Source organism: Dactylosporangium sp. NPDC051087 (assembly GCF_055586325.1).
Window position 1 is genome coordinate 254,544 of record NZ_JBVJIJ010000001.1, and the last position, 25,688, is coordinate 280,231.

Annotated in this window: 22 protein-coding genes, 3 tRNA genes and 3 pseudogenes; 10 read left to right on the forward strand and 18 right to left on the reverse strand. The window is 70.4% G+C overall.

The window, feature by feature from the left end; all coding sequences use genetic code 11:
* The first annotated feature begins 513 nt into the window (after window positions 1–513).
* On the forward strand, window positions 514–1,776 hold the full coding sequence (locus ACZ6TV_RS01180; RefSeq protein ID WP_465294880.1) for a peptidase MA family metallohydrolase: 1,263 nt from the start codon (window positions 514–516) through the stop codon (window positions 1,774–1,776).
* A gap of 50 nt (window positions 1,777–1,826) precedes the next feature.
* On the opposite strand, the gene ACZ6TV_RS01185 is transcribed toward ACZ6TV_RS01180, so the two are convergent.
* Entirely contained in the window at window positions 1,827–2,075 is a 249-nt protein-coding gene (locus ACZ6TV_RS01185) for a hypothetical protein (protein ID WP_033360579.1), read from the reverse strand.
* A gap of 29 nt (window positions 2,076–2,104) precedes the next feature.
* Window positions 2,105–3,469 carry an ABC transporter substrate-binding protein gene (locus ACZ6TV_RS01190; protein ID WP_465294028.1) on the reverse strand — a complete coding sequence of 455 codons (1,365 nt, stop codon included), beginning with the start codon at window positions 3,467–3,469 and terminating at the stop codon, window positions 2,105–2,107.
* A gap of 109 nt (window positions 3,470–3,578) precedes the next feature.
* Between ACZ6TV_RS01190 and ACZ6TV_RS01195 the strand changes: the two genes are divergently transcribed.
* Window positions 3,579–4,016: a hotdog fold thioesterase gene (locus ACZ6TV_RS01195; protein ID WP_465294030.1), complete on the forward strand. Its 438-nt coding sequence runs from the start codon at window positions 3,579–3,581 to the stop codon at window positions 4,014–4,016.
* 48 nt (window positions 4,017–4,064) lie between these two features.
* Window positions 4,065–4,457 (forward strand): hypothetical protein, encoded by a 393-nt coding sequence (locus ACZ6TV_RS01200; RefSeq protein WP_465294032.1) that lies wholly within the window; start codon window positions 4,065–4,067, stop codon window positions 4,455–4,457.
* 790 nt (window positions 4,458–5,247) lie between these two features.
* Here ACZ6TV_RS01200 and ACZ6TV_RS01205 read toward each other — a convergent pair.
* The 3 genes from ACZ6TV_RS01205 to ACZ6TV_RS01215 form a co-directional block, all read right to left on the reverse strand.
* Window positions 5,248–5,649, reverse strand: coding sequence for a hypothetical protein (locus ACZ6TV_RS01205; protein WP_465294034.1), 402 nt, complete (start codon window positions 5,647–5,649; stop codon window positions 5,248–5,250).
* A 144-nt stretch (window positions 5,650–5,793) separates the two neighbouring features.
* Complete coding sequence (locus tag ACZ6TV_RS01210; protein WP_465294036.1) at window positions 5,794–6,108, reverse strand: hypothetical protein; 315 nt, start codon at window positions 6,106–6,108, stop codon at window positions 5,794–5,796.
* Window positions 6,109–6,241: 133 nt separating this feature from the next.
* Entirely contained in the window at window positions 6,242–6,877 is a 636-nt protein-coding gene (locus tag ACZ6TV_RS01215; protein WP_465294038.1) for a hypothetical protein, read from the reverse strand.
* Window positions 6,878–7,114: 237 nt separating this feature from the next.
* On the opposite strand from ACZ6TV_RS01215, the gene ACZ6TV_RS01220 reads away from it, so the two are divergent.
* Window positions 7,115–9,064, forward strand: coding sequence for a cell wall-binding repeat-containing protein (locus tag ACZ6TV_RS01220; RefSeq protein ID WP_465294040.1), 1,950 nt, complete (start codon window positions 7,115–7,117; stop codon window positions 9,062–9,064).
* Window positions 9,065–9,135: 71 nt separating this feature from the next.
* Here the strand turns inward: ACZ6TV_RS01220 and ACZ6TV_RS01225 are convergent.
* The 9 genes and pseudogenes from ACZ6TV_RS01225 to crtI all read right to left on the reverse strand — a co-directional run bounded on the left by ACZ6TV_RS01225 (window position 9,136) and on the right by crtI (window position 13,940).
* Window positions 9,136–9,338, reverse strand: a pseudogene (locus ACZ6TV_RS01225) (hypothetical protein).
* Window positions 9,335–9,463, reverse strand: a pseudogene (locus ACZ6TV_RS01230) (type II toxin-antitoxin system RelE/ParE family toxin); the annotation flags it as partial. The pseudogenes ACZ6TV_RS01225 and ACZ6TV_RS01230, both read right to left, overlap by 4 nt.
* Window positions 9,464–9,591: 128 nt before the next feature.
* Window positions 9,592–9,665, reverse strand: a tRNA-Phe gene (locus tag ACZ6TV_RS01235).
* A 13-nt stretch (window positions 9,666–9,678) separates the two neighbouring features.
* A tRNA-Asp gene (locus ACZ6TV_RS01240) sits at window positions 9,679–9,752 on the reverse strand.
* Between the two features lie 39 nt (window positions 9,753–9,791).
* Window positions 9,792–9,864: transfer RNA gene (locus ACZ6TV_RS01245), tRNA-Glu, on the reverse strand.
* 132 nt (window positions 9,865–9,996) lie between these two features.
* Window positions 9,997–10,851 carry a polysaccharide deacetylase family protein gene (locus tag ACZ6TV_RS01250; RefSeq protein WP_465294042.1) on the reverse strand — a complete coding sequence of 285 codons (855 nt, stop codon included), beginning with the start codon at window positions 10,849–10,851 and terminating at the stop codon, window positions 9,997–9,999.
* A 181-nt stretch (window positions 10,852–11,032) separates the two neighbouring features.
* Window positions 11,033–11,920, reverse strand: a complete 888-nt coding sequence (locus ACZ6TV_RS01255; RefSeq protein ID WP_465294044.1) for a MerR family transcriptional regulator — start codon at window positions 11,918–11,920, stop codon at window positions 11,033–11,035.
* On the reverse strand, window positions 11,917–12,447 hold the full coding sequence (gene idi / locus ACZ6TV_RS01260) for an isopentenyl-diphosphate Delta-isomerase (RefSeq protein WP_465294046.1): 531 nt from the start codon (window positions 12,445–12,447) through the stop codon (window positions 11,917–11,919). Before idi ends, ACZ6TV_RS01255 begins: the two co-directional genes overlap by 4 nt.
* Complete coding sequence (crtI, locus tag ACZ6TV_RS01265) at window positions 12,444–13,940, reverse strand: phytoene desaturase family protein (protein ID WP_465294048.1); 1,497 nt, start codon at window positions 13,938–13,940, stop codon at window positions 12,444–12,446. Before crtI ends, idi begins: the two co-directional genes overlap by 4 nt.
* 64 nt (window positions 13,941–14,004) lie before the next feature.
* Here crtI and ACZ6TV_RS01270 point away from each other — a divergent pair.
* Window positions 14,005–14,904 (forward strand): annotated as a pseudogene (locus tag ACZ6TV_RS01270) (phytoene/squalene synthase family protein); the annotation flags it as partial.
* Between the two features lie 137 nt (window positions 14,905–15,041).
* Window positions 15,042–16,313: a cryptochrome/photolyase family protein gene (locus ACZ6TV_RS01275; protein ID WP_465294050.1), complete on the forward strand. Its 1,272-nt coding sequence runs from the start codon at window positions 15,042–15,044 to the stop codon at window positions 16,311–16,313.
* On the opposite strand, the gene ACZ6TV_RS01280 is transcribed toward ACZ6TV_RS01275, so the two are convergent.
* A complete protein-coding gene (locus ACZ6TV_RS01280; protein WP_465294052.1) occupies window positions 16,310–17,002 on the reverse strand; it encodes an HAD family hydrolase in 693 nt (230 codons plus the stop codon). The two genes, ACZ6TV_RS01275 and ACZ6TV_RS01280, sit on opposite strands and share 4 nt — an antisense overlap.
* Before the next feature lie 40 nt (window positions 17,003–17,042).
* Between ACZ6TV_RS01280 and ACZ6TV_RS01285 the strand changes: the two genes are divergently transcribed.
* The 4 genes from ACZ6TV_RS01285 to ACZ6TV_RS01300 all read left to right on the forward strand — a co-directional run bounded on the left by ACZ6TV_RS01285 (window position 17,043) and on the right by ACZ6TV_RS01300 (window position 22,554).
* Window positions 17,043–17,216 carry a hypothetical protein gene (locus tag ACZ6TV_RS01285; protein ID WP_465294054.1) on the forward strand — a complete coding sequence of 58 codons (174 nt, stop codon included), beginning with the start codon at window positions 17,043–17,045 and terminating at the stop codon, window positions 17,214–17,216.
* 12 nt (window positions 17,217–17,228) lie between these two features.
* The gene (locus ACZ6TV_RS01290; protein ID WP_465294056.1) at window positions 17,229–18,290 is read left to right on the forward strand and encodes a mechanosensitive ion channel family protein; all 1,062 of its coding nucleotides are present in this window, start codon (window positions 17,229–17,231) and stop codon (window positions 18,288–18,290) included.
* A 543-nt stretch (window positions 18,291–18,833) separates the two neighbouring features.
* The gene (locus tag ACZ6TV_RS01295) at window positions 18,834–22,007 is read left to right on the forward strand and encodes a S8 family serine peptidase (protein WP_465294058.1); all 3,174 of its coding nucleotides are present in this window, start codon (window positions 18,834–18,836) and stop codon (window positions 22,005–22,007) included.
* A gap of 91 nt (window positions 22,008–22,098) precedes the next feature.
* Window positions 22,099–22,554 carry a MaoC family dehydratase gene (locus ACZ6TV_RS01300; protein WP_465294060.1) on the forward strand — a complete coding sequence of 152 codons (456 nt, stop codon included), beginning with the start codon at window positions 22,099–22,101 and terminating at the stop codon, window positions 22,552–22,554.
* A 13-nt stretch (window positions 22,555–22,567) separates the two neighbouring features.
* Here the strand turns inward: ACZ6TV_RS01300 and ACZ6TV_RS01305 are convergent, their stop codons facing one another.
* From ACZ6TV_RS01305 to fabG, 3 genes are read right to left on the reverse strand one after another with little or no spacing between them, the layout of a single operon-like run.
* Entirely contained in the window at window positions 22,568–23,626 is a 1,059-nt protein-coding gene (locus ACZ6TV_RS01305; protein WP_465294062.1) for an acyl-CoA dehydrogenase family protein, read from the reverse strand.
* Window positions 23,623–24,792 (reverse strand): acyl-CoA dehydrogenase family protein, encoded by a 1,170-nt coding sequence (locus tag ACZ6TV_RS01310; RefSeq protein WP_465294064.1) that lies wholly within the window; start codon window positions 24,790–24,792, stop codon window positions 23,623–23,625. Before ACZ6TV_RS01310 ends, ACZ6TV_RS01305 begins: the two co-directional genes overlap by 4 nt.
* Window positions 24,789–25,550 (reverse strand): 3-oxoacyl-ACP reductase FabG, encoded by a 762-nt coding sequence (gene fabG / locus ACZ6TV_RS01315; protein WP_465294066.1) that lies wholly within the window; start codon window positions 25,548–25,550, stop codon window positions 24,789–24,791. Before fabG ends, ACZ6TV_RS01310 begins: the two co-directional genes overlap by 4 nt.
* Window positions 25,551–25,688: the final 138 nt, after the last annotated feature.

The window sequence follows — 25,688 nt, forward strand, 5'->3', positions numbered from 1 at the left end:
GCGCCGCTGGTCGGATCGGTGTCTGCCTCCGCGCAGGTCGCCCCTGCTGCGCCGCCGGCTTCAGTCGCGCCGACCGCCACCACGCAGCCTGCCGCGCCGCCCTCTCCGGGCACGCCGCCGGTTGCCGCCGCGCCGCCGTCCGCTCTTGCCGGGCAGGCCGGTCCTGCCTCGCCGATCGCTGTGTCCGCGCCGTCCGGGTCCCCGCCGGTTGCTGTGCCTGTGCCTGCCGGGGCCGGCCCGTCCGGTGTCGTGCCGGGGCAGTTCGTGCCGCAGCAGCGGACGCCGGTCGAGGGCATGCGGCAGTTCGCGCCGCAGCAATACGGGCCGCCGCACTCTCTGCCGGCACCAGGCCGGGTGGAGCAGGGGTTTTCCGGACCGTTCCAGGCGCCGCCGGTACATCAGCCGCTGCCGCAAACGTATCCAGCCGGTGCCTATGGTTGGGCGCCGCAGCTGCCGCCGCAACCGCGTCGGAGCTTCCTGTGGCCGGTCCTCACCACGCTGCTGGTGGTGAGCATGGTCCTCGCCCTCGGCGGGGCCGCGGCGGCCGCCTGGGCGCTGCGCGGAGGCGGTGACAGCAGCGAGACCGACCTGGTCTCCTCCACGTGGGTCGACATGCGCCCCGGCGTCGGTGTGAAGGCGATCGAGGAGATCCTGGAGCGGCACACGCAGGCGGTCAAGAAGAAGGATCTCGACGCCTGGATGGCGGACGTCGAGCAGAGCGACCCGGCGTTCGTGAAGCGGCAGAAGCAGCTGTTCGAGAACCTGGTCAAGATGCCGTTCGCCGACATCAGCTTCGACCGGACCAAGCTGCCCGCCAGACAGCTGGCCAAGTTCCTGCCGACGCAGCTGTTCGACCGGTACCACGCCGCCGTGCACGTCGAGGCGGTCACCATCCGGCACAAGGTCGAGGGCGTGGACAGCAAGACCGTCGCCACGCCGTGGATGCCCGTGGTCGCGTGGACCGGCGGCAAGTGGCTCATCGTCGGCGACGCGGCCGGCAAGGACCTGCCGATCGGCGTCAACGGCCAGCCGTGGGACTCGACCGGGCCGGTCGCGGTGCTGCGCAACGACCGCATCATCGCCGTGGTCTCCGCCGACGACGCCCAGCGCGGACGCAACCTGCTGCAGATGGCCGAGACGAGCCTCAAGCAGGTCATCGAGGTACGCCCGGCGGGCTGGGACGGCAAGGTCCTCTTCACCGCCGTGCAGGACAAGCGGATCTTCGACACGTACTTCGCCGAGTCGCAGGAGCGCATCGCGCAGGTCGCGGCGATCGCGGTGCCGTATTACAACCAGGTCGGCGACTGGGCCACGTCCCCGGCGTACAGCTCGACGCGTGTCGTGTTCAACCCGACGCAGCTGACCGCGCAGACCGAGGAGCTCGCGCACGACCTCACGCACGAGTTCGCGCACGCCGCGATGGGCCCTGTGACGACCGCGCGGACGCCGCGGTGGGTCGTGGAGGGGTTCGCGGAGTACGTCGCGTACAAGAAGGACAAGGTGCCCGCCGCGGGCATCCGGCAGGCGCTCGGCGACCTCGTCGTCTCGACCCTGCCGACCGACGAGCAGTTCTACTCCGAGCCGCGCAACTACATCGCCAGCTGGCTGGCGAACCGGATGATCGCGGAGAAGTTCGGGCAGGACAAGCTGATCAAGTTCTACGAGGCGTTCCAGAACGTCGCCGAGGTCGAGTCCGCGGCGCGCGAGGTGCTGGGCATCGGCGTGGCCGCGCTCGAGCAGCAGTGGCGGGACTACGTAGCACAACAGCGCGGCTGAGGGTTTCCCCTCCGCCGCGCTGCCGCTGTGGTCCTGTTATCGAAGCGAGGTCAGACGGTCGCCGGCGGGAGGCCGCCGTCGCCGTCGACGACCTGCTCGGGCGTGCCGTCCTCGTCGATGTCGCTCATCGTGATGTCGACCTTGCCGTCGCCGTTGGTGTCGAACTGGAACACGTCGGCCTTGCCGTCCCCGTCGGTGTCGATCGCCCAGAGGTCGGGCTTGCCGTCGTTGTTCGTGTCGCCGACGAGGAGCTCGATGCGCTGATCGCCGCGCGTCTCGACAATCTCGTTCTCGCTCATGCTGGGGGGATCCTCTCGGTCGGAATCAGCTAGGCCGCTGGTGCCTTTATGCCCGCGGCGACCAGTGCTTTAATCACCAGCGCCGACTCGTCGAAGCCCACCAGCAGGATCGCGGTCGGCTCGAAACTCTTGATCTGGCTCGCGATCGGCGTGAAAAGCTTCGCCGCGTCGGCCTTCGGGTCGTAGTTGTCCTTCGCCTCGTACTTGGCGATGAGCAGGTTGGACTCCTTGACCCCGGCGGCCATGAGGTCGGTGCGGACCCCGCCCGACAGGCCGCTGCCGTAGGTGTCGTCACGGGCGATGATCGCGACCTTGGTGTGCCCGTCCCGCATGATGATGTCGGCGATCGCCTTGGCCTGCAGGACGTCGGGCGGCGACGTGCGGAAGAACAGGCCCTTGTCCTCGAACTTCGTCAGCTCGTCCGACGTCGCCGACGGCGAGATCATGACCCTGCCGGCCTGCACGACCTGCGGGATGACGGCCTTGCTCACACCCGACGCGCCCGCGCCGATGATCACGTGAGCGCCGTTGGTGATGAACCGCCCGGCGGTCGCCTTGGCGACGTCGGGGTTGGTGCCGTCGTCGCCCTCCTCGACCAGGACCTGCTGGCCGAGCACGCCGCCAGCCTCGTTGATCTCCTTGATGGCCAGCTTGGCCGCGGCGAACATCGGCGGCCCCTGGAAGGCCAGCGCGCCGGTCTTCGGCAGCAACAGGCCGAACTTCAGCGCCGGCCCCTTCCCGCCGCCCTTGTTGCCGCTGCTCGCGGGTGGCGCGGCGGCCTTGTTCTCGGTCTTCTCGTCACCGGCGCCGACGAACTCGGTCTTCGCGTCGTCGATGGTGTTGCTGCGCCCGAAATTGAGCACGCCATAGGTCGCCGACGAAGGCTCGCCCACGTCGGTGAAGCCGCTGCGCCGCAATGAGATTCCGCGGTACTTGAAATCCTTGCCCGACTTCGCGGCCTGCAAGCATGCGGAGACCGTGTCGCACGCATTCTCACCGGTCGTCACGCTGATCAGCTGCTTGGCGATCGACGCGGACTCGACCGACTTGCCAGCCTCCGCCGCCAGCGCGGCGATGACGACGGCGTCATACGCCTCGCCCGCATAGTTGAAGTCCGTGAGATTGGGGTCGATGGTCTTGACCCGCCGCTTGAAGTCCTCACTCAGCGGCGTCAGCGGGGTCGTGCCCTTCATCCCGGCGAGCACAGCCGGTGAGTCCTTGAGCGCCTCGCCGAACGAGTTGGCCATGTTGCCGTCGGAGCCATAGAAGTGAAGCTCACTCTTTGTGTTACTACCACCGTCACTCTGCGCTGTGGAACCGCAGCCTGACGCGGTGAGCAACAGACCAATCGCGGTGATTGCTCCCACGATGGCTTTGGCCGACCGTGCGCGCATGAGTGTTTCTCCTCCCCAAAGGTGCCGTGCGCACCATAGCGCGGTCTGGCCGAGGACTTAAGTGGGGAGGTGGCGGCCGCGGGCGTACCACCCGGTAATCTCTAGCGGCATGGAGGACACTGGCGTCACCGAGAGTGATGTCCTGCCCGACGGCATGTCGATGCAGGGCGCCCTGGCCGACCGGATGGGCATCAATCTGCTGGAAGCGGCCCCGGAACGGGTCGTCGCCACCATGCCGGTGGTCGGCAACACCCAGCCGTACGGTCTGCTGCACGGCGGCGCCTCGGTGGTCCTCGCCGAGACCCTCGGCTCGATCGGCGCGGCCATGCACGCGGCCCGCCTGTTCAACGGCATCGCGGTCGGCGTCGAGGTCAACGCCACCCACCACAAGGGCGTCCGCTCCGGCCTCATCACCGGCGTCGCCACCCCGCTCCGCCTGGGCGGGATGATCGCCTCGTACGAGATCGTCATCACCGACGAATCCGGCGACCGCATCTGCACCGCCCGGCTGACCTGCGCACTCCGCCGCTCGGCTGGCGGGTCGTAGTCGGCGGTTCCGCACCCACGGCTTGACTGTGCCGCATACGGTGTCGGCGTGGATGAGGCCGGAGACGAGACCTACCAGGACGCCGCCATGGTCCTGGAGTCCGCCTTGGCGGGCGACGGCGAAGGTGTGGTCCACACCTTCGACGCGGTCGTCGACCGGCGCGGAATGAGCGCCGCCTACGACGTCGCATGGCGCCTCGCCGGCGAGATGGTCGGCGAGAACCTCGCCCGCGGCCCATGGCGCCTGGAGTTCCCAGACATCGACGACGCCAACTACGACAAGCGCTGGGTCGCCCGCTTCGTCAGCGCCTACGCCAACGAGGACATCCCCAGCGGCACCGCGCTCTTCACGGTCGCCCTGGTCGACGGCAAGCTGCCGGACTGCCTGATGACCCTTGCCGGCTCTGCCGTAGCTACGCTCCGCCGCCGCGGCGCTGCCTAAAGCAATTTCGCACTTGCAGAATCGCAGTGAGTGCAGCATAGTTGTGCATACGTCGTTACCGAGCGTCGCAGCGCCCGAACCCCTGACCGTGCGTCGACTGAGGGGTCCGCGCGGTCGGGTGAACGGGCGGGCGCTCGCCTAGCCAACTGGCCTTGGCGACCCCGGGCGCCCGCCCCCTTTCTCGATCTCACCGAGGGGCCGCGCCATTGATGCCACGTGACGTTCTGTCTTCGGATGCCACCACCAGCGGTCTCGCCGCCGCGGGTGACGACCAACTTCTGCCGGTGCATGCGCCTCGGGCGGTCGCCGGGGGAGGTTCCCTTACGTGAGCACACTGCACTACTCGCAGCTCGCCGCGGACAGGATCACCGCCGCGAACCGCGCCGTCGCCGTCCACGTCGAGTCCGCCACCAGCGCCCGCTGCGCCGCCTGCGACCAGCCGGTGCCGTGCGCTTTCCGGCGGGCCGCCGATGGGACTCTCCGCGCGTACGCCCGCCTGCCCCAACGCCTGCCAGGCCTCACCCTCCACTCCTCCGGCGCCAACCTGGACCCACACACCGGCCTCAGCCTCCGCGCCATCAACCAACGCGCCGAGCGCATCCCGAATGCCGGTTCCCGCCCACGCACTGACGATGACACCGGCGCCGTCCGGCATGTCGACGGCGGCTTCCGCGGAGACCTCGGCTCCCGCGCGGACCTCGGCTCCCGCGCCGATGGAGGCTCCGGTGCCGCCATCAGCCCGCATTTCGGTGGCCCTCTCGCTGACCTCAGTCCGCTCGCCGATCTCGGCTCATGTGCCAGTGAAGGCTCGCGTGCCAGCCATTGCCTGCATGTCGACTGCGGCCCGCACGCCGGTGAAGGCTCCTGTGCCGACCTCGGCTCGCATGTCGATTTCAGCTCGTCCGCCGGCCTGGGCTCGCATGTCGACTTCAGCTCGTCCGCCGATCTGGGCTCGCGTGCTGACCTGGGCTCGCGTGCTGACCTGGGCTCGCGTGCCGATCTGGGCTCGCGTGCCGATCTGGGCTCGCGTGCTGACCTGGGCTCGCGTGCTGACCTGGGCTCGCGTGCCGATCTGGGCTCGCGTGCCGATCTGGGCTCGCGTGCCGAACGCAGTCCGCATGCCGACGGAGGCCCACGCGGCGATGGAGGCTCCGGCGGCGACCTCGGCCCGCGTACCGAGTCCGGCCCGCATGCTGATCTCGACCAGCCGGCGGATTCCGGCCTGCGATCCAACACCGGCTCCCGCACATACGCCGACGCGGGCCCACCTCCTGATCTGGGCCCAGCATTCGAGCCCGGCCGGCGATCCGAGCCTGCCTACCGCGTCGGCCCCGGGTCACGTGCCGACCTCGACCCATACGTGAGCCTCGGTCCGCATGCCGATCGTCGCCCGCGCGTCGGCCTCAACCCACGCGCTGACCTCGACCCGCACGTCGATCCCAGCCCGCGTGCTGCCTCCAACCCGCACGTCGACCCCCGCCCGCGTGCTGACCTCAACGCGCGCGTCCGTCCGAACCCAGGTGACATGCACGTCAGCCGTATCCCGCGTGCTGGCTTCAATTCGCACGCCGAGCCCGGCGGTTCGCACGCCGAGCCCGGCGGCCGGTGGGCTGGGTTCGGTCCGGGGACAGGTCTTGGTCCAGAAGCTCACCTCGGGGTCGATGGCCGCCGCCACGCGCTGCCGGCGAGGACGGCTGGGCGCTCAGGCGGACGGCGATGGTCGCTGAAAGCGGTGCTCGGCTGGCTCACCACGAAACGAGGCGGTGAACCAGCCGGCAACCCGGTCAGTCCGTCATCGCCGCCTCCGACGATTTCACCGGGCCCACGACCGGACCAGCGACCGGCGGGCGGACCGGCGGGCGGACCGGCTCCAAGGACGCGCTCTGAGCCATGGGACCGGTGGGCGATGGACTATCCGGCAGTGGGGTGCGGGCCTCACCGAGAGCCTGCAGGCGCTGGCGGATCGCGCCGTCCGTCCGTCCCAGCTCAACGGTCAGGGTCTTGATGGTGGCGCCCTCGCGGAAGCGGCGGATCAGCAGGTCGAGGTCCGCGGGCTCCCACGGCCGGCCGGACCTCGGCGCCGCGGGTCGCTGATCGCGAGGGCGCCGATCATCGGGTGGCCATCCGTCCGAAGGTCCGGCGCCCGGCGGAGGTGGGCCCGGTGGCGGGCCGCCGCCACGGAACCCGGCGAGCGCCGACGCGAGCAGCTGCCCGACGTCGCTCGCGTCGCCGGTCGGCAGCTCGGCCACCAGCTCGGTGAACACATAGCCGGAGTCCCATCCGACCAGACGCAGCCCGACGACACCGGAACCGTCGTCGAAAGCGGTCACGTCATAGCTGCGGTGGTCGAGCATCAGGCGTCGCCGCACGTCGGTGCCGCGGGCCGGATGGTCGTCGAAGTCCCAGTCGAATTCGCTCATGCCCGCACGCTACGACCAGGGTCCGACACTTTCCCGGCCCCGTCGCCACGCCACCACGCACAGTCACAACGCGATGCGGAAGCGGCCCTCAGAGGGTCAGCGGAGAGCGACCCCGATCACTAAACTCCCCGCCGGACGCCGCGCTGCCACCTGGCTGCGGGCGGTGTCCATTTGCATCCTTTACGGGGAGGATCAACTTTGTCACGTGTTCATGCACGTCGGCTCGTGCTCGGGGGCGTGACCCTCGCGCTGGTAGCCGGGGCCGCCACCGCGGCCAACGCGTCCCATCAGGGCGCGGTCGGAAAGATCACCTACACCACGAGCGCCGGGACCTTCACGGCCAACGAGGACGGCACGGGTGTCACCCAGATCGCCTCGGGCGCGAACTCCACCACCGGTGGCGCCTGGTCGCCGGACGGCAGTCGTTACGCGTACACGTCGCTGGACGGGACCATCCGGACCGTCCGGCAGAACGGGGGCGCCGCGCTGCAGCTCACCAGGCAAGAGGACGGCGCGGCCAACAACCCGGACTGGAGCGCATACGGCCAGCGGGTCTACTTCAGCCGCGCAGGCCAGCTCTGGTCGACGTCCAGCGACGGTACCTTCTACGAGGCGCCGCTCGGTGAGAACCCGGCGAACGCGTTCGAGGACGACCATCCCACGGTCTCCGACCGGAACGAGATCATCTTCCAGCGGCACTCGCCGGCGACCGGGTTCACGTCGATCTACAAGCACAATCCGGCGAACCCCACCGCGCCGGTCAAGCTGGTCGACAAGGGCGTCTTCCCGGACTTCGCGCCGGGCGGCGACAGGTTCGTCTACGTCGCCGAGGACAACAACCTCTGGACGGCCGACATCAACGGCGGCGACAAGGTCCAGCTGACCACCGACGGCGGTGTCCACCCGGCGTTCTCGCCGGACGGTACCAAGGTGACCTACCTTTCCGCGGGCGCCATCAAGACCGTGAACGTGGCCACCAAGGCCGTCACCACGGTCAAGAGCAACGGGGTCAACCCGTCGTGGCAGTCCGTGCGCCGCAACGTCATCCAGCGGGTCTCCGGTGACGACGGCACCGAGACCGCCATCGCGGCGTCGCAGTGGAACTACCTCGACCACGGCAGTGGCGGCGACGCGCAGGGCCGCGTGCCGGCGGGCGCCGTGGTGCTGTCCCGCAGCGACACGTACCTCGACGCGCTCGTCGGCTCCGCGCTGGCCATCAAGGAGTCGGCGCCACTGCTGATCACCGCGCCCGACGACACGGTCGAGCTGCGGGTTCTCGCGGAGATCAAGCGGGTGCTCGGCACCTCCGGCAAGATCCATCTGCTCGGCGGTACCGACGTGATGCCGCAGGGCATGCAGAACCAGCTGGAAAGCCTGGGCTACACCGTGAACCGGCTCGCGGGGGACACCCACTACGAGACCGCGCTGGCGATCGACAACGAGATCACCGGCGGCGCGAAGCCCGGCATCGCGATCGTGACCACCGGCGCCAACTACTACGACGCACTCGCCGCGGGTGCCGCCGCGGGCGCGAACCCTGGCACCGTCATCGTCCTCACCGACGGCGAGGGCATGCCGGCCAGCTCCGCGGAGTACCTCAACGGCCTCAACCCGGACTACGCCAACGGCGGCACGGCGATCGTGACCGCCGGCTCCCCCGGCGACGACGCCCTCATCAACGCGTACTACGACGGCCAGATCGACAGCTGGGGCGACAACTGGTTCTACTTCCCGCTCGTCGGCGACAACGAGATGGACACCGCACTCGGCGTGGCGAAGTTCTTCTTCGCGGCGCCGACGAACGTGGCCGCCTCGACTAACCAGGGCTGGCAGGACGCCCTCACCGGCGGTGCGATGATCGGCGCGGCCAGCGGCCCGTTGCTGCTCACCGACCCTGGTCAGCTGTACGGGCCGGTCCGTGACTACCTGTCCGAGGGCGCCGGCAGCATCTTCGGCTGCGTCATCCTGGGCGGGAACGACGTCATGCCGGACGCGCTCATCGCACCGTTCGGCAACGCGATCAGCGTGCAGGGCCAGTACGACTACACGTCGCTGACCCCGAACATCTCCACGGGCGGCGGCAAGAACGCGCTGCGCGCCCAGACGGTCGCCCCGAAGGGCAGCCCCGAGGGCCGGACCACCCAGGTGCCCGGCCTGCGGACGGTCAAGGCGACAGCAGGCAAGTAGGAACCTTCCGGGCCCGCCGTGCGGAAACGTACGGCGGGCCTGTTCGCGACCGCTGCTACTCGCCGCTGTGATCAGGCGATGGCGGTGATGTCGCCGTCGTCGAAATAGATGGCCTGGTGGAGGCGGCCACCCAGGGCAACCGCGTAGCGGGCGAGAACCTCTGGGAGATCCGTCCCTCGGCGACCCCCATGCGGTCCGCGACCTGCTGGGTCAGGCCGCCCGCCTGCTCCACGAGCTCGGCTCGGATGTCGCTCCAGCGCACGTAGCTGTTCATCGCTGGTCCCCCTCTTCCTGCGCCCGCTCTTTCAGGTAGATCTCGTAACGCTGCTCCGCCAGCGGTATCGCCTCTCGATACCAGGCATCCCATTGCCCTGCCTTGTCGCAGGCGACAAGGAGGATGCGAGAGGCCGACCGAGGCCCGGTCCACTCTCGGCGGGTGCGTTGCGCGCTGGTTGACGGGTGGCATGCAAAGACCCCGACCTGCGTTTCCGCTGGTCGGGGTCTTGAAAGCCCGGCGAAGAGCTTTGTGGGCAGGGGCGGGGTCGAACCGCCGACCTTCCGCTTTTCAGGCGGACGCTCGTACCGACTGAGCTACCTGCCCAAGATGGGCCTTGCGGTCCTGACGGGACTTGAACCCGCGACCTCCGCCTTGACAGGGCGGCGAGCACTCCAACTGCTCCACAGGACCTTGCTCTTCAGTTGCTCCGGGCGAACCCGGCCTAACCAGTACCCCCAACGGGATTCGAACCCGTGCTACCGCCTTGAAAGGGCGGCGTCCTGGGCCGCTAGACGATGAGGGCGGCCCCGCAATCATCGCATACTCTACGACTTGTGCGGTGTTGCTCCCATCCGGCCCCGCCGGAGGCTTTCAGAGCATACGTGACCCCTTCCGCGAAAACCAAATGGGTATCCATCGTGGCGTGGTCGCGCGCTCAGACAGGTAGTGCGACCAGGGAGTATTGCTGCTTGAGCTCCGGCAGGAGGGTCTTGTAGGCGGCGAGTGTGGCGCTGCGGTCGCCGCCGCCGTCGTGGGAAAGGATGACGGCGCCGGGCTTCGTGTTGTTCCTCACGGTGGTGACGATGTGCTGGGTCATCTGGGCGCCGGACCACTTCTTGACGTTCCAGTCGGAGGGGTCGACGGTCCAGCCCAGCGAGACCATGCCCAGCTCGGATGCGACCCGCACCGCCGTGGGGGTGAAGTTGCCGCCCGGGTGGCGGAAGTATTTGATCTGCGCGCCGGGGACGACCTTCAGGATCTCGTCGTTGGTGCGCTGGAGGTCGGCGCGGATGGTGTCGGCGGACTTCTTGCCGAGCTTGTCGTCGTGCTTCCAGGTGTGGTTGCACAGGGTGTGCCCGTCCTTGACGATCTCCTGCAGGTACTGCGGGAACTCCTGGACGGCGACGCCGACCACGCAGAACGTGGCCTTGATGTTGTGCTCCCGCAGCATGGCGAGCAGCTTCGGGGTGTCGGCGCTCGGGCCGTCGTCGAAGGTCAGCGCGACCCCGGCGCCGTCGGTGTGCCGCATGATGCCGTCGGAAGGGGCGGCGGAGGACGCGGACGGCGACGCCGAGGCCGAGGCCGAGGCCGACGGGGAGGCGGATGCCGAGGTGGACGGCCTGCCGACGGCCGGCTGGGCGGTCGAGTCGGAGATCGGCCGTGCCTGGGTCCCGCCGTCCGAGGACTCCGCGCCGGCAGAGGCGGAGCCAGGACCGTGCCACGACGCCGCCGGGGCACCGTTGGCGCCGGTGGTGCCGCAGCCGGCAAGGGCCAGGAGGGCAGCGCTCATCAGCGCTCCTAGGGCGACGCGGGTGCGGGTCATCATCAGCTCCGGGGGTCGGTGGTCAGCACGGTGGCGAGAGCACACGCTAATGACAAGACGCACCCGGCGACCTCCCGCGTTCAGGCCATGGCACGAACCCGGGAGTACCTGCACAAGGGACTTTTACACAGATGGAGGAAGGTGAAAGTCAACCTACCGCGGAGGTGAGAAGCACCAGCGCCTCGGTCAGCGAGGACGGCGCCGAGATCCCTTCCGGCAGGTCCGTGAGGTCCCAGCCGGGGCCGCCGACGGCGACGACGAGCGGCCGCCACGGCGCATTGAGCACCACCGAGAGCTGCGCGGGGTCGCCGGTCGTGTGCAGCTGCGACCAGATGAGCACGGCCGCCGGGCCGGTCCGGCGGATGGCGGTCGCGAGGGCCGTCGGCGGGACCCGGGCGCCGAGCATGCGGGTCGCCACGCCAGAGGCGGCGAGGCCCGCGCCGAGCGCCTCGAGGGGAAGGCTGTGCTGCTCCTCGTCGGCGCAGGCGAGGAGGATCCGCGCCGGGACGGTCGGGTCGGGGCGCGGCACCGCGCCGAAGACGGCCGAGACGCACCCGGACACCAGGTGCTCGACCTCGACGAGGGCGCCGGTGGCCGCGTGCCGCTCGCCGATGGCCGCGAGCACCGGCCGGAGCACCCGGTCCCAGGCGACGACGACGCCGAGGTCGTTGACGGCCGCGGCGACCCGCTGCCGGACGGCCGGCGCGTCGAGCCGCAGCGCGGCCCGGTGCAGTCCACGCGCGGCGGCGGCATGGTCCGGGGAAGCGATACTGGGCGAGGAACCAGATCCGGCACCTGATGAGGACGGAGCGCGCAACGCCCACCGCGCGGCCTCGTGCGGAGCCACCCCTTGGACGATGAGTCGCTGCATCATCTCGAGCCGTTCGATGTCCTGCTCGGTGTACCGGCGATGGTGCCCGGGCTCGTGCAGCGACGGCCCCATCCCGTACCGCTGGTGCCACGTCCGCAGCGTGGTCACGGCGACGCCGAGCCGCCGGGCCACCGCGCCCGCCGAATACGCCGCCGCGGCCGTCATGCCGTGGAGCCCCGCCAGGCCGACACGACCCCGGCCAGCCATGGTGCGTACAGGTCGGGGAAGCGCGCCATCTGCGCCGCGAGGCTGTCGGGCGTGACCCACTCGACGGCGGTGACCTCCGCGGGGTCGGCCGAGAAGGCGCCCGAGTAGGACCCGACGAGGACGTGGTCGTATTCGTGCTCGACCCGCCCGCTGTCCGGGTCGGAGGCCTGGTAGACATACACGCCGACCTCGCGCAGCGGCACGCCGGCCACGCCCAGCTCCTCCACCAGCCGCCGGGCCGCGGCGGACGTGACCGTCTCGCCGGGGGCGGGGTGGCCGCAGCACGAGTTGGCCCAGCGCAACGCGAACCGGGTCTTCACGGGCGCCCGCTGCTGCAGCAGCATCCGCCCGTCGCCGTCCACGAGCAGCACGGAGAAGGCGCGGTGCAGCAGGCCCGGCTCCCGGTGCGCCTCGTCGACGGTCGCGGAGCCGACCGCGCCCCCGGACGCATCGACCAGCTCGACGAGATGAGATTCACGAGTCAAGACACCACTCCCGTAATACGTTCCGCCGCCAGCCGACCCGAAATCAGGACCATCGGCACGCCGACACCCGGCTGGGTCCCCGATCCGACGAAGACCACATTGGACAGTGTGGGGTGGAGGTTGCCGGGTCGGAAGGGCCCGGTCTGCCGCAGGGTGTGCGCGGACGCGAACGGCGTGCCCTCCGCCATCCCCTGATCTGCCCAGTCGGCCGGGGTGATGAAGCGGGACACCTCGATGCCGTCGCCGAATCCGACATAGCCGCGCTGTTCGAGCGTGTCGATGATTTCGCTGCGGTACGTCCCCGCGAGCGACCCCCGCCAGTCCAGCAGCGGTGCGGTGAGGTTGGGCGTCGGTGCGAGCACGTAGTAGGTCTGCCGGCCGTTCGGGGCGAGCGAGGGGTCGGTGTGCGTGGGGTTGGTGACCAGGATGGACGGGTCGCTCATCAGCCGGCCCTGGTTGATGACCTCGTCGAAGGTCTCCCGCCAGGCCCGGCCGAAGTGGATGTTGTGGTGGGCGATCGCCCCATACGCCTGCCGCGACCCCACGTGCAGCACCACGCACGACGGCGAGTATCGCAGCTTGCCCAGCAACGGGTTGCGCCACCGGGTGGGCGGCAGCAGGTCCCGGTAGGCCACCGGCAGGTCGGGGTTGAGCACGACGGCGTCGGCGGCGAACCGGCGGCCGTCGGTGCACACGACACCGGTGGCCCGGCCCGCGACGACCGGGACCGACGCGACGGTGGTGCCGTAGTGGATGGTCACGCCGTGCTTGGTCGCGACGTCGGCGAGGGCGCGCGAGACCGCGTGGATGCCACCCTTGGGGAAGTAGACCCCCGCGACGGAGTCGAGGTAGGCGATCACCGCATACAGGGCCAGGGCCTGGTGCGGGGCGACCCCCGCATACATCGCCTGGAAGGAGAAGATCCGCCTGGTGCGCGGGTCCTTGAAGTAGCTGTCGACCTTCGACTGGAGCCGGCCGAAGCCGCCGCGGGCGATCAGCCGCCACAGGTTGGCGGTGACGAGGTCCTGCGGGCGGTCGAGGTTGCGGTCGATGAAGTCGTCGCGCTCCAGCCGCCACAGCTCCCGCGCGTCGTCCACGAAGCGCAGGTAACCGTCGGCCTCGCGGGACCCGCAGACCCTGGCGACCTCGCCGGCCATCCGCGCGGTGTCCGCGATGACGTCGAGCGTCGAGCCGTCGGGGAAGTGCGCCCGGTAGGCCGGGTCGAGCCGGGTCATCGGCAGCCAGTCCGCGAGGTCCTCGCCGACGGTGCCGACCAGGTCCTCCAGCAGCGACGGCATCGTCAGCACGGTCGGGCCCGTGTCGAACTCGAAGCCGTCGATGCTCAGTTTCCCGGCCCTGCCGCCCGGGTAGTCCTCGCGTTCCAGGACGGTGACCTCGCGCCCCGCGGCGGCGAGCCGGATCGCCGCGGCGAGGCCGCCCAGCCCCGCGCCGACGACGACCACCCGATCGGTCGGTCCTTTCACTACCCGCATGACGGAAGCGTAGCGTAGGCTCGAACTTGCGTCGATTGGTGCGTCGTTTTAATCGGAGGCCAGCATGGAGTCAGCGTCCCTGACCGCCGCCTATGAGCGGTGCCGCGCGCTGCACCGCCATCATGGCCGCACGTATTACCTGGCCACGCGCCTGCTGCCGGCCTGGAAGCGCCGGCACGTCCACGCGCTCTACGGGTTCACCCGATACGCCGACGAGATCGTCGACCGCACCGAGGCGCTGACCCCGCGCGAGCGGGCCAGGGAGCTCTCCGCCTGGAGCACCGAGTTCGTGAAGGGCCTCGGCGGCGCGCCGACCGGTGACCCGCTGCTGCCCGCGGTGCTGCACACCATCCAGGTGTTCGACATCGACCTGGAGGACTTCCGCAAGTTCCTCGACAGCATGGCGATGGATCTGACCGTCACCGACTACGAGACCTATGACGACCTGCTGGACTACATGGAGGGCTCGGCGGCCGTCATCGGCACGATGATGCTGCCGATCCTCGAGTCGAGCGACCGCGCCGCCGCCTATGAGCCGGCCCGCCAGCTCGGCCTCGCGTTCCAGCTCACCAACTTCATCCGGGACGTGGCCGAGGACCTGGAGCGCGGCCGGATCTATCTGCCGGCCGAGGACCTGCGCCGGTTCGGGGTCACCCGCGAGGACCTGGAGCAGGCCGCCCGCGAGCGGCACAGCAGCGAGAAGATCAAGAGCCTGGTCGCGTTCGAGGTGCAGCGCGCCCGCGCCCACTACATCGCGGCCGCGCCGGGCATCCAGATGCTGGTGCCCAGCTCGCAGGCGTGCATGCGAGCCGCCTTCCGGCTGTACGGCGGCATCCTCGACGCGGTCGAGGCGCAGGGCCACGACGTCTTCGCCGGCCGCGCCACCGTGCCGAAGCTGCGCCGGATCGCCGTCGCGCTGCGCTGCCTGATGACCCGTCCGGGCGCGCCGGTGCCGATCCCGGGCACGCCGTCGGCGGTGTTCGGCGACGTCCCGCAGGGTGCCGTGGTCGGTGGCCGGCGCGGTGTCGCCGTGCCGCCGCCCCGCGAGCCGGTGGCCGAGCTGCCCGTCCCGGCCGTGCTGGACCTGCGGGGCACCGCGGCATGAAGGTCGCGGTCGTCCTGTTCACCCGCGACCTGCGGGTGCACGACAACCCGGCGCTCTCGGCGGCCGCCCGCGCCGCCGAGCGGGTCGTCCCGCTGTTCGTGCACGACCCGGCACTGTCCGCGGGCGCCAACCGGCACAGGTTCCTCGACGAATGCCTCACCGACCTGAAGGCGTCATTGCGGCAGCGCGGCGCCGATCTCGTCGAGCTGCGCGGAGATCCGGTCGCGGAGTCGGTACGTGTCGCGAAGGCCGTCGGCGCGGAAGGCATCGGGGTCGCCGCCGACGTGAGCGGCTACGCCCGCGACCGGGAGCACCGCCTGGAAGAGGCCTGCGCGGCGGAGCGGATCGCGCTGAAGACGTTCGCCGGGGTCACGATCGTGCCGCCCGGAGCGGTCCGGCCCGGTGGCGGCGGCGAGCACTACAAGGTCTTCACCCCGTTCTGGCGGGCGTGGCAGGCGCACCAATGGCGCGACGTCGAAGGCGCGCCCCGCAAGCTCCGGCTCCCCGACGACCTGCCCGCGTCCTGGTTCCGCGACCGGCCCGACGCGAAGGACGGCGGCGAGTCCGCGGCCCGGAAGCGGCTCACCCGATGGCTGCCGCACCTGGAGGGGTACGACGACGACCACGACGCCATGGCGGCCGACCGGACGTCCCGGATCAGCCCGTTCCTGCACTTCGGCTGCCTGTCGCCGCGTGACGTGGCGGCCCGCGTCCACGGCCGCGCCGGCGCCGAGCCGTTCCTGCGGCAGCTGTGCTGGCGCGACTTCTACCACCAGGTGCTGTTCGCGTTCCCCGACCTGCGCCGCAAGGCCTACCGGGCGTCGGCCGAGGACAGCTGGCGCGACGAGTCCGACGCCCTGCAGGCATGGCAGGAGGGGCACACCGGCGTCCCGATCGTCGACGCCGGCATGCGGCAGCTGCTCGCCGAGGGCTGGATGCACAACCGGGCCCGCCTGATCACCGCGTCCTACCTGACCAAGCACCTGGGTGTGGACTGGCGGGCCGGCGGCGACCACTTCTTCGACCTGCTGCTCGACGGCGACGTGGCCAACAACTACGGCAACTGGCAGTGGGTCGCCGGCACGGGCAACGACACGAAGCCCTACCGGCGCTTCAACCCGATCCGGCAGGCGCACCGCTTCGACCCGGCCGGCGACTACGTGCGCCGCTACGTGCCGGAGCTGGCGGACATCCCCGGCAAGGCCGTCCACGAGCCGTGGAACCTGCCCGACCCGCCGCGCGGCTACCCGGCACCCCTCAAGCTCTAAGCGCTGGTCAACGCCACCCGGAACGCCGTGGTCAGGGCCTCGTCGAGGTTGTCCAGCAGGTCCTGCGGGTCGGCGTAGACGGCCGCGGCGCCGTGGTCGAGCAGCTCGGCCGCGCTCAGCCCGCCGCAGGTCAGGCCGATGCACGGGATCGACAGCCGGCCGGCCGCCTGCACGTCCCAGACCGAGTCGCCGACGAACACGACCTCCTGGGCGTCCAGGTCCGAGCGCCGCAGGGCCACCTCGACGATGTCCGGCGCCGGCTTGCTCTCCCCGGCGTCGTCGGCGCTGGTCACCGTGTGGATGACCGCGTCGGCGTCCAGGCACCGCAGCAGCGCGCCCAGCTCCGGCTTCGCCGCCGACGTGGCGAGCACGTTGCGCAGCCCCCGTTCGGCGCAGGTCCGCAGCAGCCGTTGCGCACCCGGCAGCCGGCGCAGCGACGTCCAGTGGGTGGCGTACAGGCTGGCGTGCGCGGCCCGCATCGAGTCGTCGTCGCCCGGGTCGTGACCGGCCCCCAGCAGATGGTCCAGGATCTTGTCCGACCCCATCCCGATCGCCCGGTGGATCCGTGCCGCGGGAACATCGTGCCCGAACTGCCGAAACGCCTGCCACCAGGCCGTCGTATGCAGATAGACACTGTCGATGAGGGTCCCGTCGACATCAAAAAGCACACCGGTCACTGGTTTGGTCATGAGACCGTTCTACCCACCCGAGGGGGGTTTCACTTGAGGTATGACCGAGCAACAGATACGCACCCTGGAGCCGTTCCCCGGGTTCGACTTCGACGACCTCGGTGACTTCGCCGTGGAGCATTGCAGCGTCACCCTCGCCGACCAGCTCGCGGGCGGGCCCGAGCACGCCCGCGAGACGGAGAGCCCGAGGGGGCTGGCCGGCATGGACGATTAGCATCGCCGATGGATGGGCACCCGTCACAGCATGGTCCGTGATGCCCTCGGCGACGTCGTCCGCTTCGTGCCGTCACTGCTGCTGTTCATCGTCATCCTGCTCGTCGGCTGGGGCCTCGCGTACCTGGCCCGGGCGGGTGTGCGCAAACTTCTTGCCAAGGTCGGCTTCGACCGGCTGGTCGACCGTGGCGGCGTCGGCCGGGCGCTGTCGCGCACGAGCTTCGACGCCGGCGACCTGATCGCCAAGCTCGTCTACTACGCGATCCTGCTGTTCACGCTGCAGATCGCGTTCGGCGTGTGGGGGCCCAACCCCGTCTCGGACCTCATCGACACCGTGGTGTCCTGGCTGCCGCGGGCGGCGGTCGCGATCGTCATCGTGGTTGTGGCGGCGGCGCTCGCCAACGGGCTGCGCGACATCGTCACCGGAGCGCTGGGCGGCCTGCCGTACGGACGCCTCCTCGCCAACGTCGGCTACTTCTTCGTCCTGGGCCTGGGCGTCATCGCGGCGCTGAACCAGATCGGCATCGCCACGTCGGTGACCATGCCGGTGCTCATCGCGGTCCTCGCCACGATCGCCGGGATCCTCATCGTCGGCGTCGGCGGTGGCCTGATCCGCCCGATGCAGCAGCGGTGGGAGGGCTGGCTGACCCGCGTCGAGCAGGAGGCGCCGGCCGTGTCGGAGCGGGTCAAGGTCGCCGCACAGACCCGCCGCGATGAGGCGGAGGCGCGCCGGGCCGCGGAGGCCGAGGCGGCCCGCCAGGCGGAAGCGGCGAACCTCGAGGCGGCCCGCCGGGCCGAGGCGGCGCGTCAGGCGGAAGAGGCCCGCCGGGCCGAGGAGGCCCGTCAGGCCGAGGCGCCCGTGGGCCCGGTCGACGCCCCCACCATGGTCGTGCCGACCGTCCCCGCCGTGCCTCCGAACGTGCCGCTGACAGAGCCCCCGGCCGTGCCGCCCGTGACGCAGAGTGGGCAGGTCCAGGTGCCGACGCAGCGGCCGGTTTCCCAGCCGCCGAAGGACTCGGCGAACGACCCCGACCGGACCCAGGTCATCAACCCGCCGCCCCGCGACGACGTCTGAGCATCAATTCCGACGACCCGCCCGAAAGGGCGGGTTTTGTCGTTTCAGGCGTAACCGATACAAAACGCCGCCCGCGCGTATTTCCGCTCAGTACGGATGACTAGGACATTGCAATTTGTTGATATGCGGCAATGGCTGCGCCGTATAACCCTCGACATCGCCCTACATCCCCTGTTCGGCGAGTTTCTGCAGAGTGATTGCCTCTGTTCCGCCACGTCGAAAACTGGCATGTTGTGACGGCGTATATCGAGCATTCGGGATATGCGGCGCCGGCGTGCGCGTAGGCCGAGGGTGGGCCACGCCGGAGCAGCAACACGGGGAAGCAGTCACAAACCCTTCGGACTCAGCCCGTCCATGAGAGGGGGCAAGATGAGCCGACGGACATGGGTGCGCGCCGCAATGGCGTCCGCACTCGTTCCGCCACTGCTCGTGATCGTCTCGGCAAGTCCGAGTCAGGCAGCACCGGTGCCGAGCGGTTTGACATCGGTGCCGGGTGCCTCGCTGGCCAAGCAGAGCTCGGCCGCGAAGTCACCCACGAGTCGCATGGCAAAGACCGACCCGTCCCTGCTCAACCGCACCGACAGCGCCCGGCTGCCGATTGCGGTGAAGCTCGACTACGACTCGACCGCGACATACTCCGGCGGCATTGCCGGATATGAGGCGACGAGCCCGTCGGTCACCGGTAAAGCGCTTTCCGGAAGCAATGCGGAGCAGCGTTACGAAAGCCGCATCAAGGCAATTGAGGACAAGTTCGTCGCGCAACTGCAGAAGCAGGTCCCCGACGCCAAGGTCGGCCAGAAGCTGCGGACGGTCTATGGCGGTATCGCACTCTCGGTGCCGGCCAACAAGATCGGCGCGATCCTGACGCTCGACAACGTCGTCGCGGTCCAGTCCGACGCGGCCCGCGCCCCGCAGACCGACTCCAGCACCAGCTTCATCGGCGCGGACCAGGTCTACCCGTCGCTCGGCGGCAAGCCGAACGCCGGCAAGGGCGTCATCTTCGGCTCGCTCGACAGTGGCGTGTGGCCGGAGCACCCGTCGTTCGCCGACAACGGCAACCTCGGTGCCCCGCCCGCGAAGGCCGACGGGACCCCGCGGTCCTGCGACTTCGGCGACAACCCGCTCACCCCGGCGGCCGACCCGTTCGTCTGCCAGAACAAGCTCATCGGTGGCAAGGGCTTCCTTGACACCTACAACGCGCTGCAGCCGATGGAGATGTACGGGTACACCGCCCGTGACTCCGACGGCCACGGCACCCACACCGCGTCGACCGCCGCCGGTAACCCGGTCGCGTCGGCGAACGTCCTCGGCGTCGAGCGGGGGCCGATCAACGGCGTCGCGCCCGGCGCCTGGGTCTCGGTCTACAAGGTCTGTGGCGCCACCGGCTGCTACAGCACCGACTCGGCCGCCGCGGTCGCCCAGGCGATCAAGGACGGCGTCAAGGTCATCAACTTCTCGATCTCGGGTGGCGCGAGCCCGTACACCGACATCGTGGAGCTGGCGTTCTTCGACGCCTACAAGGCCGGCGTCTTCGTGGCCGCCTCCGCCGGCAACTCCGGCCCGGGCGCGTCCACGGCCGACCACCTGTCCGGCTGGGTCACCACGGTCGGCGCCTCGACGCAGAAGCGCTCCTTCGAGTCCACGCTGACCGTCAGCTCCACCGACGGCACCCAGACGGTCCTGAAGGGCGTCTCGATCACGCAGGGCGTCAGCTCCGCCACCCCGGTCGTGATGGCGTCGGCTCCGCCGTACAACAGCCCGACGTGTGAGGTCCCGGCCCCGCCCGGCATCTTCATCGGCAAGATCGTGGCGTGCCAGCGCAGCCCCGGCCGCATCATGAAGGGCTTCAACGTCAAGCAGGGTGGTGCCGCCGGCATGATCCTGTACAACAACCCGGCGGCTGACGCGCTGAGCGACAACCACTGGCTGCCGACGGTGCACCTGGCCGACGGCACGGCGTTCCTGAACTACGTCTCGTCCCACCCGGGCATCACGGCGAAGTTCACCGCCGGTGAGAAGGTCATCGGCACCGGCGATGTGATGACGAGCTTCTCGTCGCGCGGCCCCGGCGGCCAGTTCATCAAGCCCGACATCACCGCACCCGGTGCGCAGATCCTGGCCGGCCAGACGCCGACCCCGGACGACGCCGCCGGCGGCCCGCCCGGCCAGTACTTCATGGCCATCGCGGGCACCTCGATGTCCTCGCCGCACATCGCCGGCTCGGCCATCCTGGAGAAGGCGGCGCACCCGGACTTCACCCCGGGTCAGATCAAGTCCTCGCTGATGACCACCGCGACCACCAACGTGAAGAAGGAGAACGGGACGACGCCTGCCGACCCGTTCGATCTCGGCGCCGGTCGCGTCCAGGTCAACCTCGCCGCCAACCCCGGCCTCACGTTCGACGAGACGGCCGACCGGTTGTACGCGCTGGGCAACGACCCGGTCAACGCGGTGCAGATCAACCTGCCCTCGGTGAACGCCCCGGTCATGCCGGGCAAGCTCACCGCGGTGCGCACGGCGAAGAACGTCTCGGGCAGGACGCAGACCTACCGCGTCGAGACCACGTCGCCGGCCGGCTCCTCCATCACGGCCTCGCCGGCCATCTTCACCGTGGCGGCGGGCGCGACCGCGACCATCAACATCACCATCAAGTCCAGCGCTCCCAAGGCGCAGTACTTCGGTGAGGTCCGGTTGAAGCCGGTCAGCTCGAGCGTGCCGGCGCTGCACCTGCCGGTCGCGTTCATCCCGCAGCAGGGTGACGTCAAGGTGACCCAGTCCTGCACCCCGGCGTCGCTGACGCTGCTGCAGAACAGCACCTGCACCGTCACGGCCACCAACGGCACCTTCAACGACACCACGGCGGACTTCGTCACCACGCCCACGCTCAACCTGCCGATCGTCGGCGCGAGCGGTGCCACGGTGGTCAACCCGTTCAAGGCGGAGAAGAAGAACGCGCCGCTGGCCGGTGCCATCGCGGGCACGCCGTCGATCGCCCCGGGCACCATCGCCGGGTACATCCCGCTCGACCTGTTCGGGGGCACCCTGGTGACCCCGGTCGGCGACGAGGACCTGACGACGTTCAACGTGCCGTCGTTCAAGTACAACGGTGTCGAGTACTCCTCGCTCACCGTCGACTCGAACGGCTACCTGTACCCGGGCAGCGACGACAGCAACGAGAACAACAACTGCTGTGACATCAGCCCGATCCCGAACCCCGCGAAGCCGAACAACGTGCTCGCGCCGTTCTGGACCGACCTCGACGGCACGGGCGCTCAGGGTCTCCTGATCAACGTCCTCACCGACGGCGTCGGCACCTGGACGGTCGTCGAATGGCGGGTGCGCGACTTCGGCACCCTCAACGACCGCCGGTTCCAGGTCTGGCTGGGCTCGGGTGGCCCGCAGGACATCGCGTTCTCCTACGACTTCGGGACCGTCGGCGCTCTGCCCGCCGGGCAGAACCTCGTCGTCGGCGCGGAGAACGAGGCGGGCAACGGTGGCCAGGGTCTCCCGGTCAACACGCTGCCGACCACGGACCTCTACGTCACCAGCACCGACCCGGTGCCGGGCGCGTCGACGTCCTACACCGTCACGGTGAAGGGTCTGTTCCCAGGTTCGGGCAAGGTCACCACCTCGGTGGTCACCCCGGCCGTCCCGGGCACGACCGTCGTCTCCACCGACATCGGTGTGACGCTGAAGTTCAACCGCATCGGCACGTAAGCACGTAGGCGCAAACGGCGGCCGGTCCCGATCCACGGGGCCGGCCGCCGGTCGTTGACGGATGTTGCACGGTCTGTGCAAGATCGAGGGTATGCGGACGTTTGCGAACGGCGAAGAGTTGCTGGCTGCGGTCGGCGAGGTCCTTGGCCACAGCGAGTGGCGGGAGGTCACCCAGGAGCAGATCAACCTGTTCGCCGAGGCCACCGGCGACTTCCAGTGGATTCACGTGGACCTGGAGAAGGCGGCGGCCGGCCCGTTCGGCACCACCATCGCGCACGGCTTCATGAGCCTGTCGCTGCTCCCGGTGCTGGTTTCCGGCGTGTACCGGGTGCAGGGCTCCCGGATGGGCATCAACTACGGCCTGGACAAGGTGCGCTTCCCCTCGCCGCTGCCGGTCGGGTCGAGGGTGCGGGCCACCGTGCAATTGCTCACAGCCGACGACATCGGCGAGGGCTGGCTGCAGCTGAAGAACAAGGTGACCGTGGAGCGGGAGGGCCAGGAGAAGCCGGTCTGCGTCGCCGAGTCGCTGACCCGGCTCCTCCTCTAGAACCTCTAGGACCTCAGCCGGGCAGCGCCACCAGGTCGGCCAGCGCGGCGCGGTGCGCCGAGGCCGACCCGAAGGTCGCGGCGTTGGAGCGGGCGCGCTTGAGATACAGGTGCGCCGGGTGCTCCCAGGTGAAGCCGATCCCGCCGTGCAGCTGCACGCACTCCTCCGCGGCCTTGACCGCCACGGGGGAGCAGACGGCCTGGGCGAGCGCGGCCGCCACCGGCAGGTCGGCGTCGCCGGTCGCGAGGCAGTCCGCCGCGTAGCGGGCCACCGCCCGGGCCTGGGTGACGCTCACCCACAGGTCCGCGAGCCGGTGCTTGATCGCCTGGTACGAGCCGACCTGCCGGGCGAACTGCCGCCGGGTCTTCACGTATTCCACCGTCGTGGTCAGGCACCACTCGGCGACGCCGAGCTGCTCGGAGGCGAGCAGCGCCGCGCCGGCCGTCAGCGCCCGGTCCACCGCTCCGGCGGTGTCGGCGGTGACCAGCCGGCCCTCCGCGCCGCGGAGCGTGACGTCGGTGAGCGGCCGGGTCAGGTCGAAGCTGACCACCGGGGTCTTTTGGAAGTCGGTGACGGCGAACAGGCCCGCGACGGTCGGCACCAGCAGCACCTCGGCGACCCCGGCGTCCGCGACGCTGGTCACCGTCCCGTCGAGCCGGTCGCCGTCGGCGGTGACGGTCGCACTCCAAGCGCGGGTGGACAGCGGCACGGCCAGGGTCGCGGTCCGGCTGCCCGCCGCAACCGCGTCCAGCAGCGGATCGCCCGTCCCGGAGAGTGCGGCCACCGCCAGGACGGAGTGGCCGAGGAACGGCACCGGCGCGACGCTGCGGCCCAGCTCCTCCATCACCACCGCGGTCTCCCGCCAGGACGCGCCCGCGCCGCCGTCGGCCTCGGCCACCGGCAGGCCGGCCACCCCGAGGTCCACGGCGAGGGCCCGCCACAGCTTCAGGTCGACCGGCTCGGCCGACTCGATCCTGGCGAGGACCGCCTCGAACCCGGCGCGGTCCGCGAGCAAGGAACGCACGCTGGCGCGCAGCTCCTCTTCGATCTCGCTGTACAGCAGATCGGTCATTTTGGCAGGTCCTTCCACGCGACGTCCTTGTCGAGCCGGTGCTCCGGCGGCAGCCCCAGGACCCGTTCGGCGACGATGTTGCGCAGGATCTCCGAGGTGCCGCCCTCGATCGAGTTGCCCTTGGCGCGCAGGTACCGGTAACCGGCCGTCCTGCCCGCGAAGTCGACGATCGTGGGCCGGCGCATCGTCCACTCGTCGTGCCGCAGCCCCTCCTCGCCCAGCAGGTCCAGCTCCAGGGCGGAGATCTCCTGGTTGAGCCGGGCGAAGAGCAGCTTCGCCGCCGAGCCTTCCGGCCCCGGCTGGCCGACGGCCAGCTGCTGGCGCAGCCGCATGCCGGTGAGCCGGGCCGCCTCGGCCTCCACCCACAGCCGCAGCAGCGCGTCGTGCAGCGCCGGGGTGCGCAGCTCGGGCCGCTCGCGCCACAGGTCGGCCACGACGCCGATGACGCCGCCCTCGCGGGGTGCGGCGCCGCCGCCGATGGCGACCCGCTCGTTCATCAGCGTGGTCTGCGCGACCGCCCAGCCCTCGCCGACCGCGCCGAGCCGGTCGGTGTCCGGGACCCGGACGCCGGTCAGGAACACCTCGTTGAACTCGGCCTCGCCGGTCGCCTGCCGCAGCGGGCGCACCTCGACCCCGGGCGCGGTCATGTCGAGCACGAAATACGTGATGCCCTGGTGCTTCGGCACCGCCGGGTCGGTGCGGGCGATGAGGATCGCCCACCGTGCCTCGTGCGCCATCGAGGTCCACACCTTCTGACCGTCGACGATCCAGCCGTCACCGTCGCGGACCGCGCGGGTGGCGAGGCCGGCGAGGTCGGAGCCGGCGCCGGGCTCGCTGAAGAGCTGGCACCACACCTCCTCGCCGGTCCACAGCGGCCGCAGCCAGCGCCGCCGCTGCTCGTCGGTGCCGTGCCGCAGGATCGTCGGCGCGGCCATGCCGAGCCCGATCCCGATGCGCCGCGGGTTGTTGTCGGGCGCGCCGGCCGCGGTGAACGCCTCGTCGACGGCCGCCTGCTCCTCCCGTGGCAGCCCGAGCCCGCCGAGCCCTTCCGGGAACTGCACCCAGGCGAGGCCGGCGTCGAAGCGGGCCCGCAGGAAGTCCAGCGGCTCGAGCGCGTTGGGGTCGTGTGCGGCGAGGAACTCCCCGGCCAGCTCTGCCGGCCTCAATTGAGGGGACCCCCGGCCACGTAGATGACCTGGCCGGACACGAAGCCCGCGCCCTCGCTGGCGAGGAAGGAGATGGTGTGCGCGACGTCGGCGGGGACCCCCACCCGGCGGACCGGGATGCGCTCGGCCGCCGCCTGCTGGAACGCCTCGAAGTCCACCTTGACCCGGGCCGCGGTCGCGGCGGTCATGTCGGTCGCGATGAAGCCGGGCGCGACCGCGTTGACCGTGACACCGAACGGGCCGAGCTCGATCGCCAGCGTCTTGGTGAAGCCCTGCAGCCCTGCCTTGGCGGCGGAGTAGTTGGCCTGGCCGCGGTTGCCGAGCGCGGAGGACGACGACAGGTTGACGATCCGGCCGTACTTCGCCGCGGTCATGTGCGCCTGGGCGGCCCGGCTCATCAGGAACGCACCCCGCAGGTGCACCCCCAGCACCGTGTCCCAGTCGTCGTCGCTCATCTTGAACAGCAGGTTGTCGCGCAGCACCCCGGCGTTGTTGACCAGGACCACCGGCGGCCCGAGCTCCTCGGCGACCCGCGCCACGGCGGCGGTCACGGCGCCCGAGTCGGCGACGTCCGCCCCGACGGCGACGGCCGTGCCGCCCGCGGCACGGATCTGTTCGACGGTGTCCTTGCAGGCGCCCTCATCCAGGTCGAGCACCGCTACGGCGTGCCCGTCGGCGGCCAGACGGAGGGCGGTCGCGGCCCCGATGCCGCGGGCCGCGCCGGTCACGATCGCCACGCGGGCCTGTGTGTCAGTCATGCCTCCGATACTCGCCCCTGAGACACGGTCCCGAAAAGGCACTGGGAGTGCAAATTGTTTGCCGTACCGGATCGCATGTCCGATTGGCGGAATTTCTCCAAGTTCCACAACGGGAACCGTTCAGGTGCGGCACGGTTG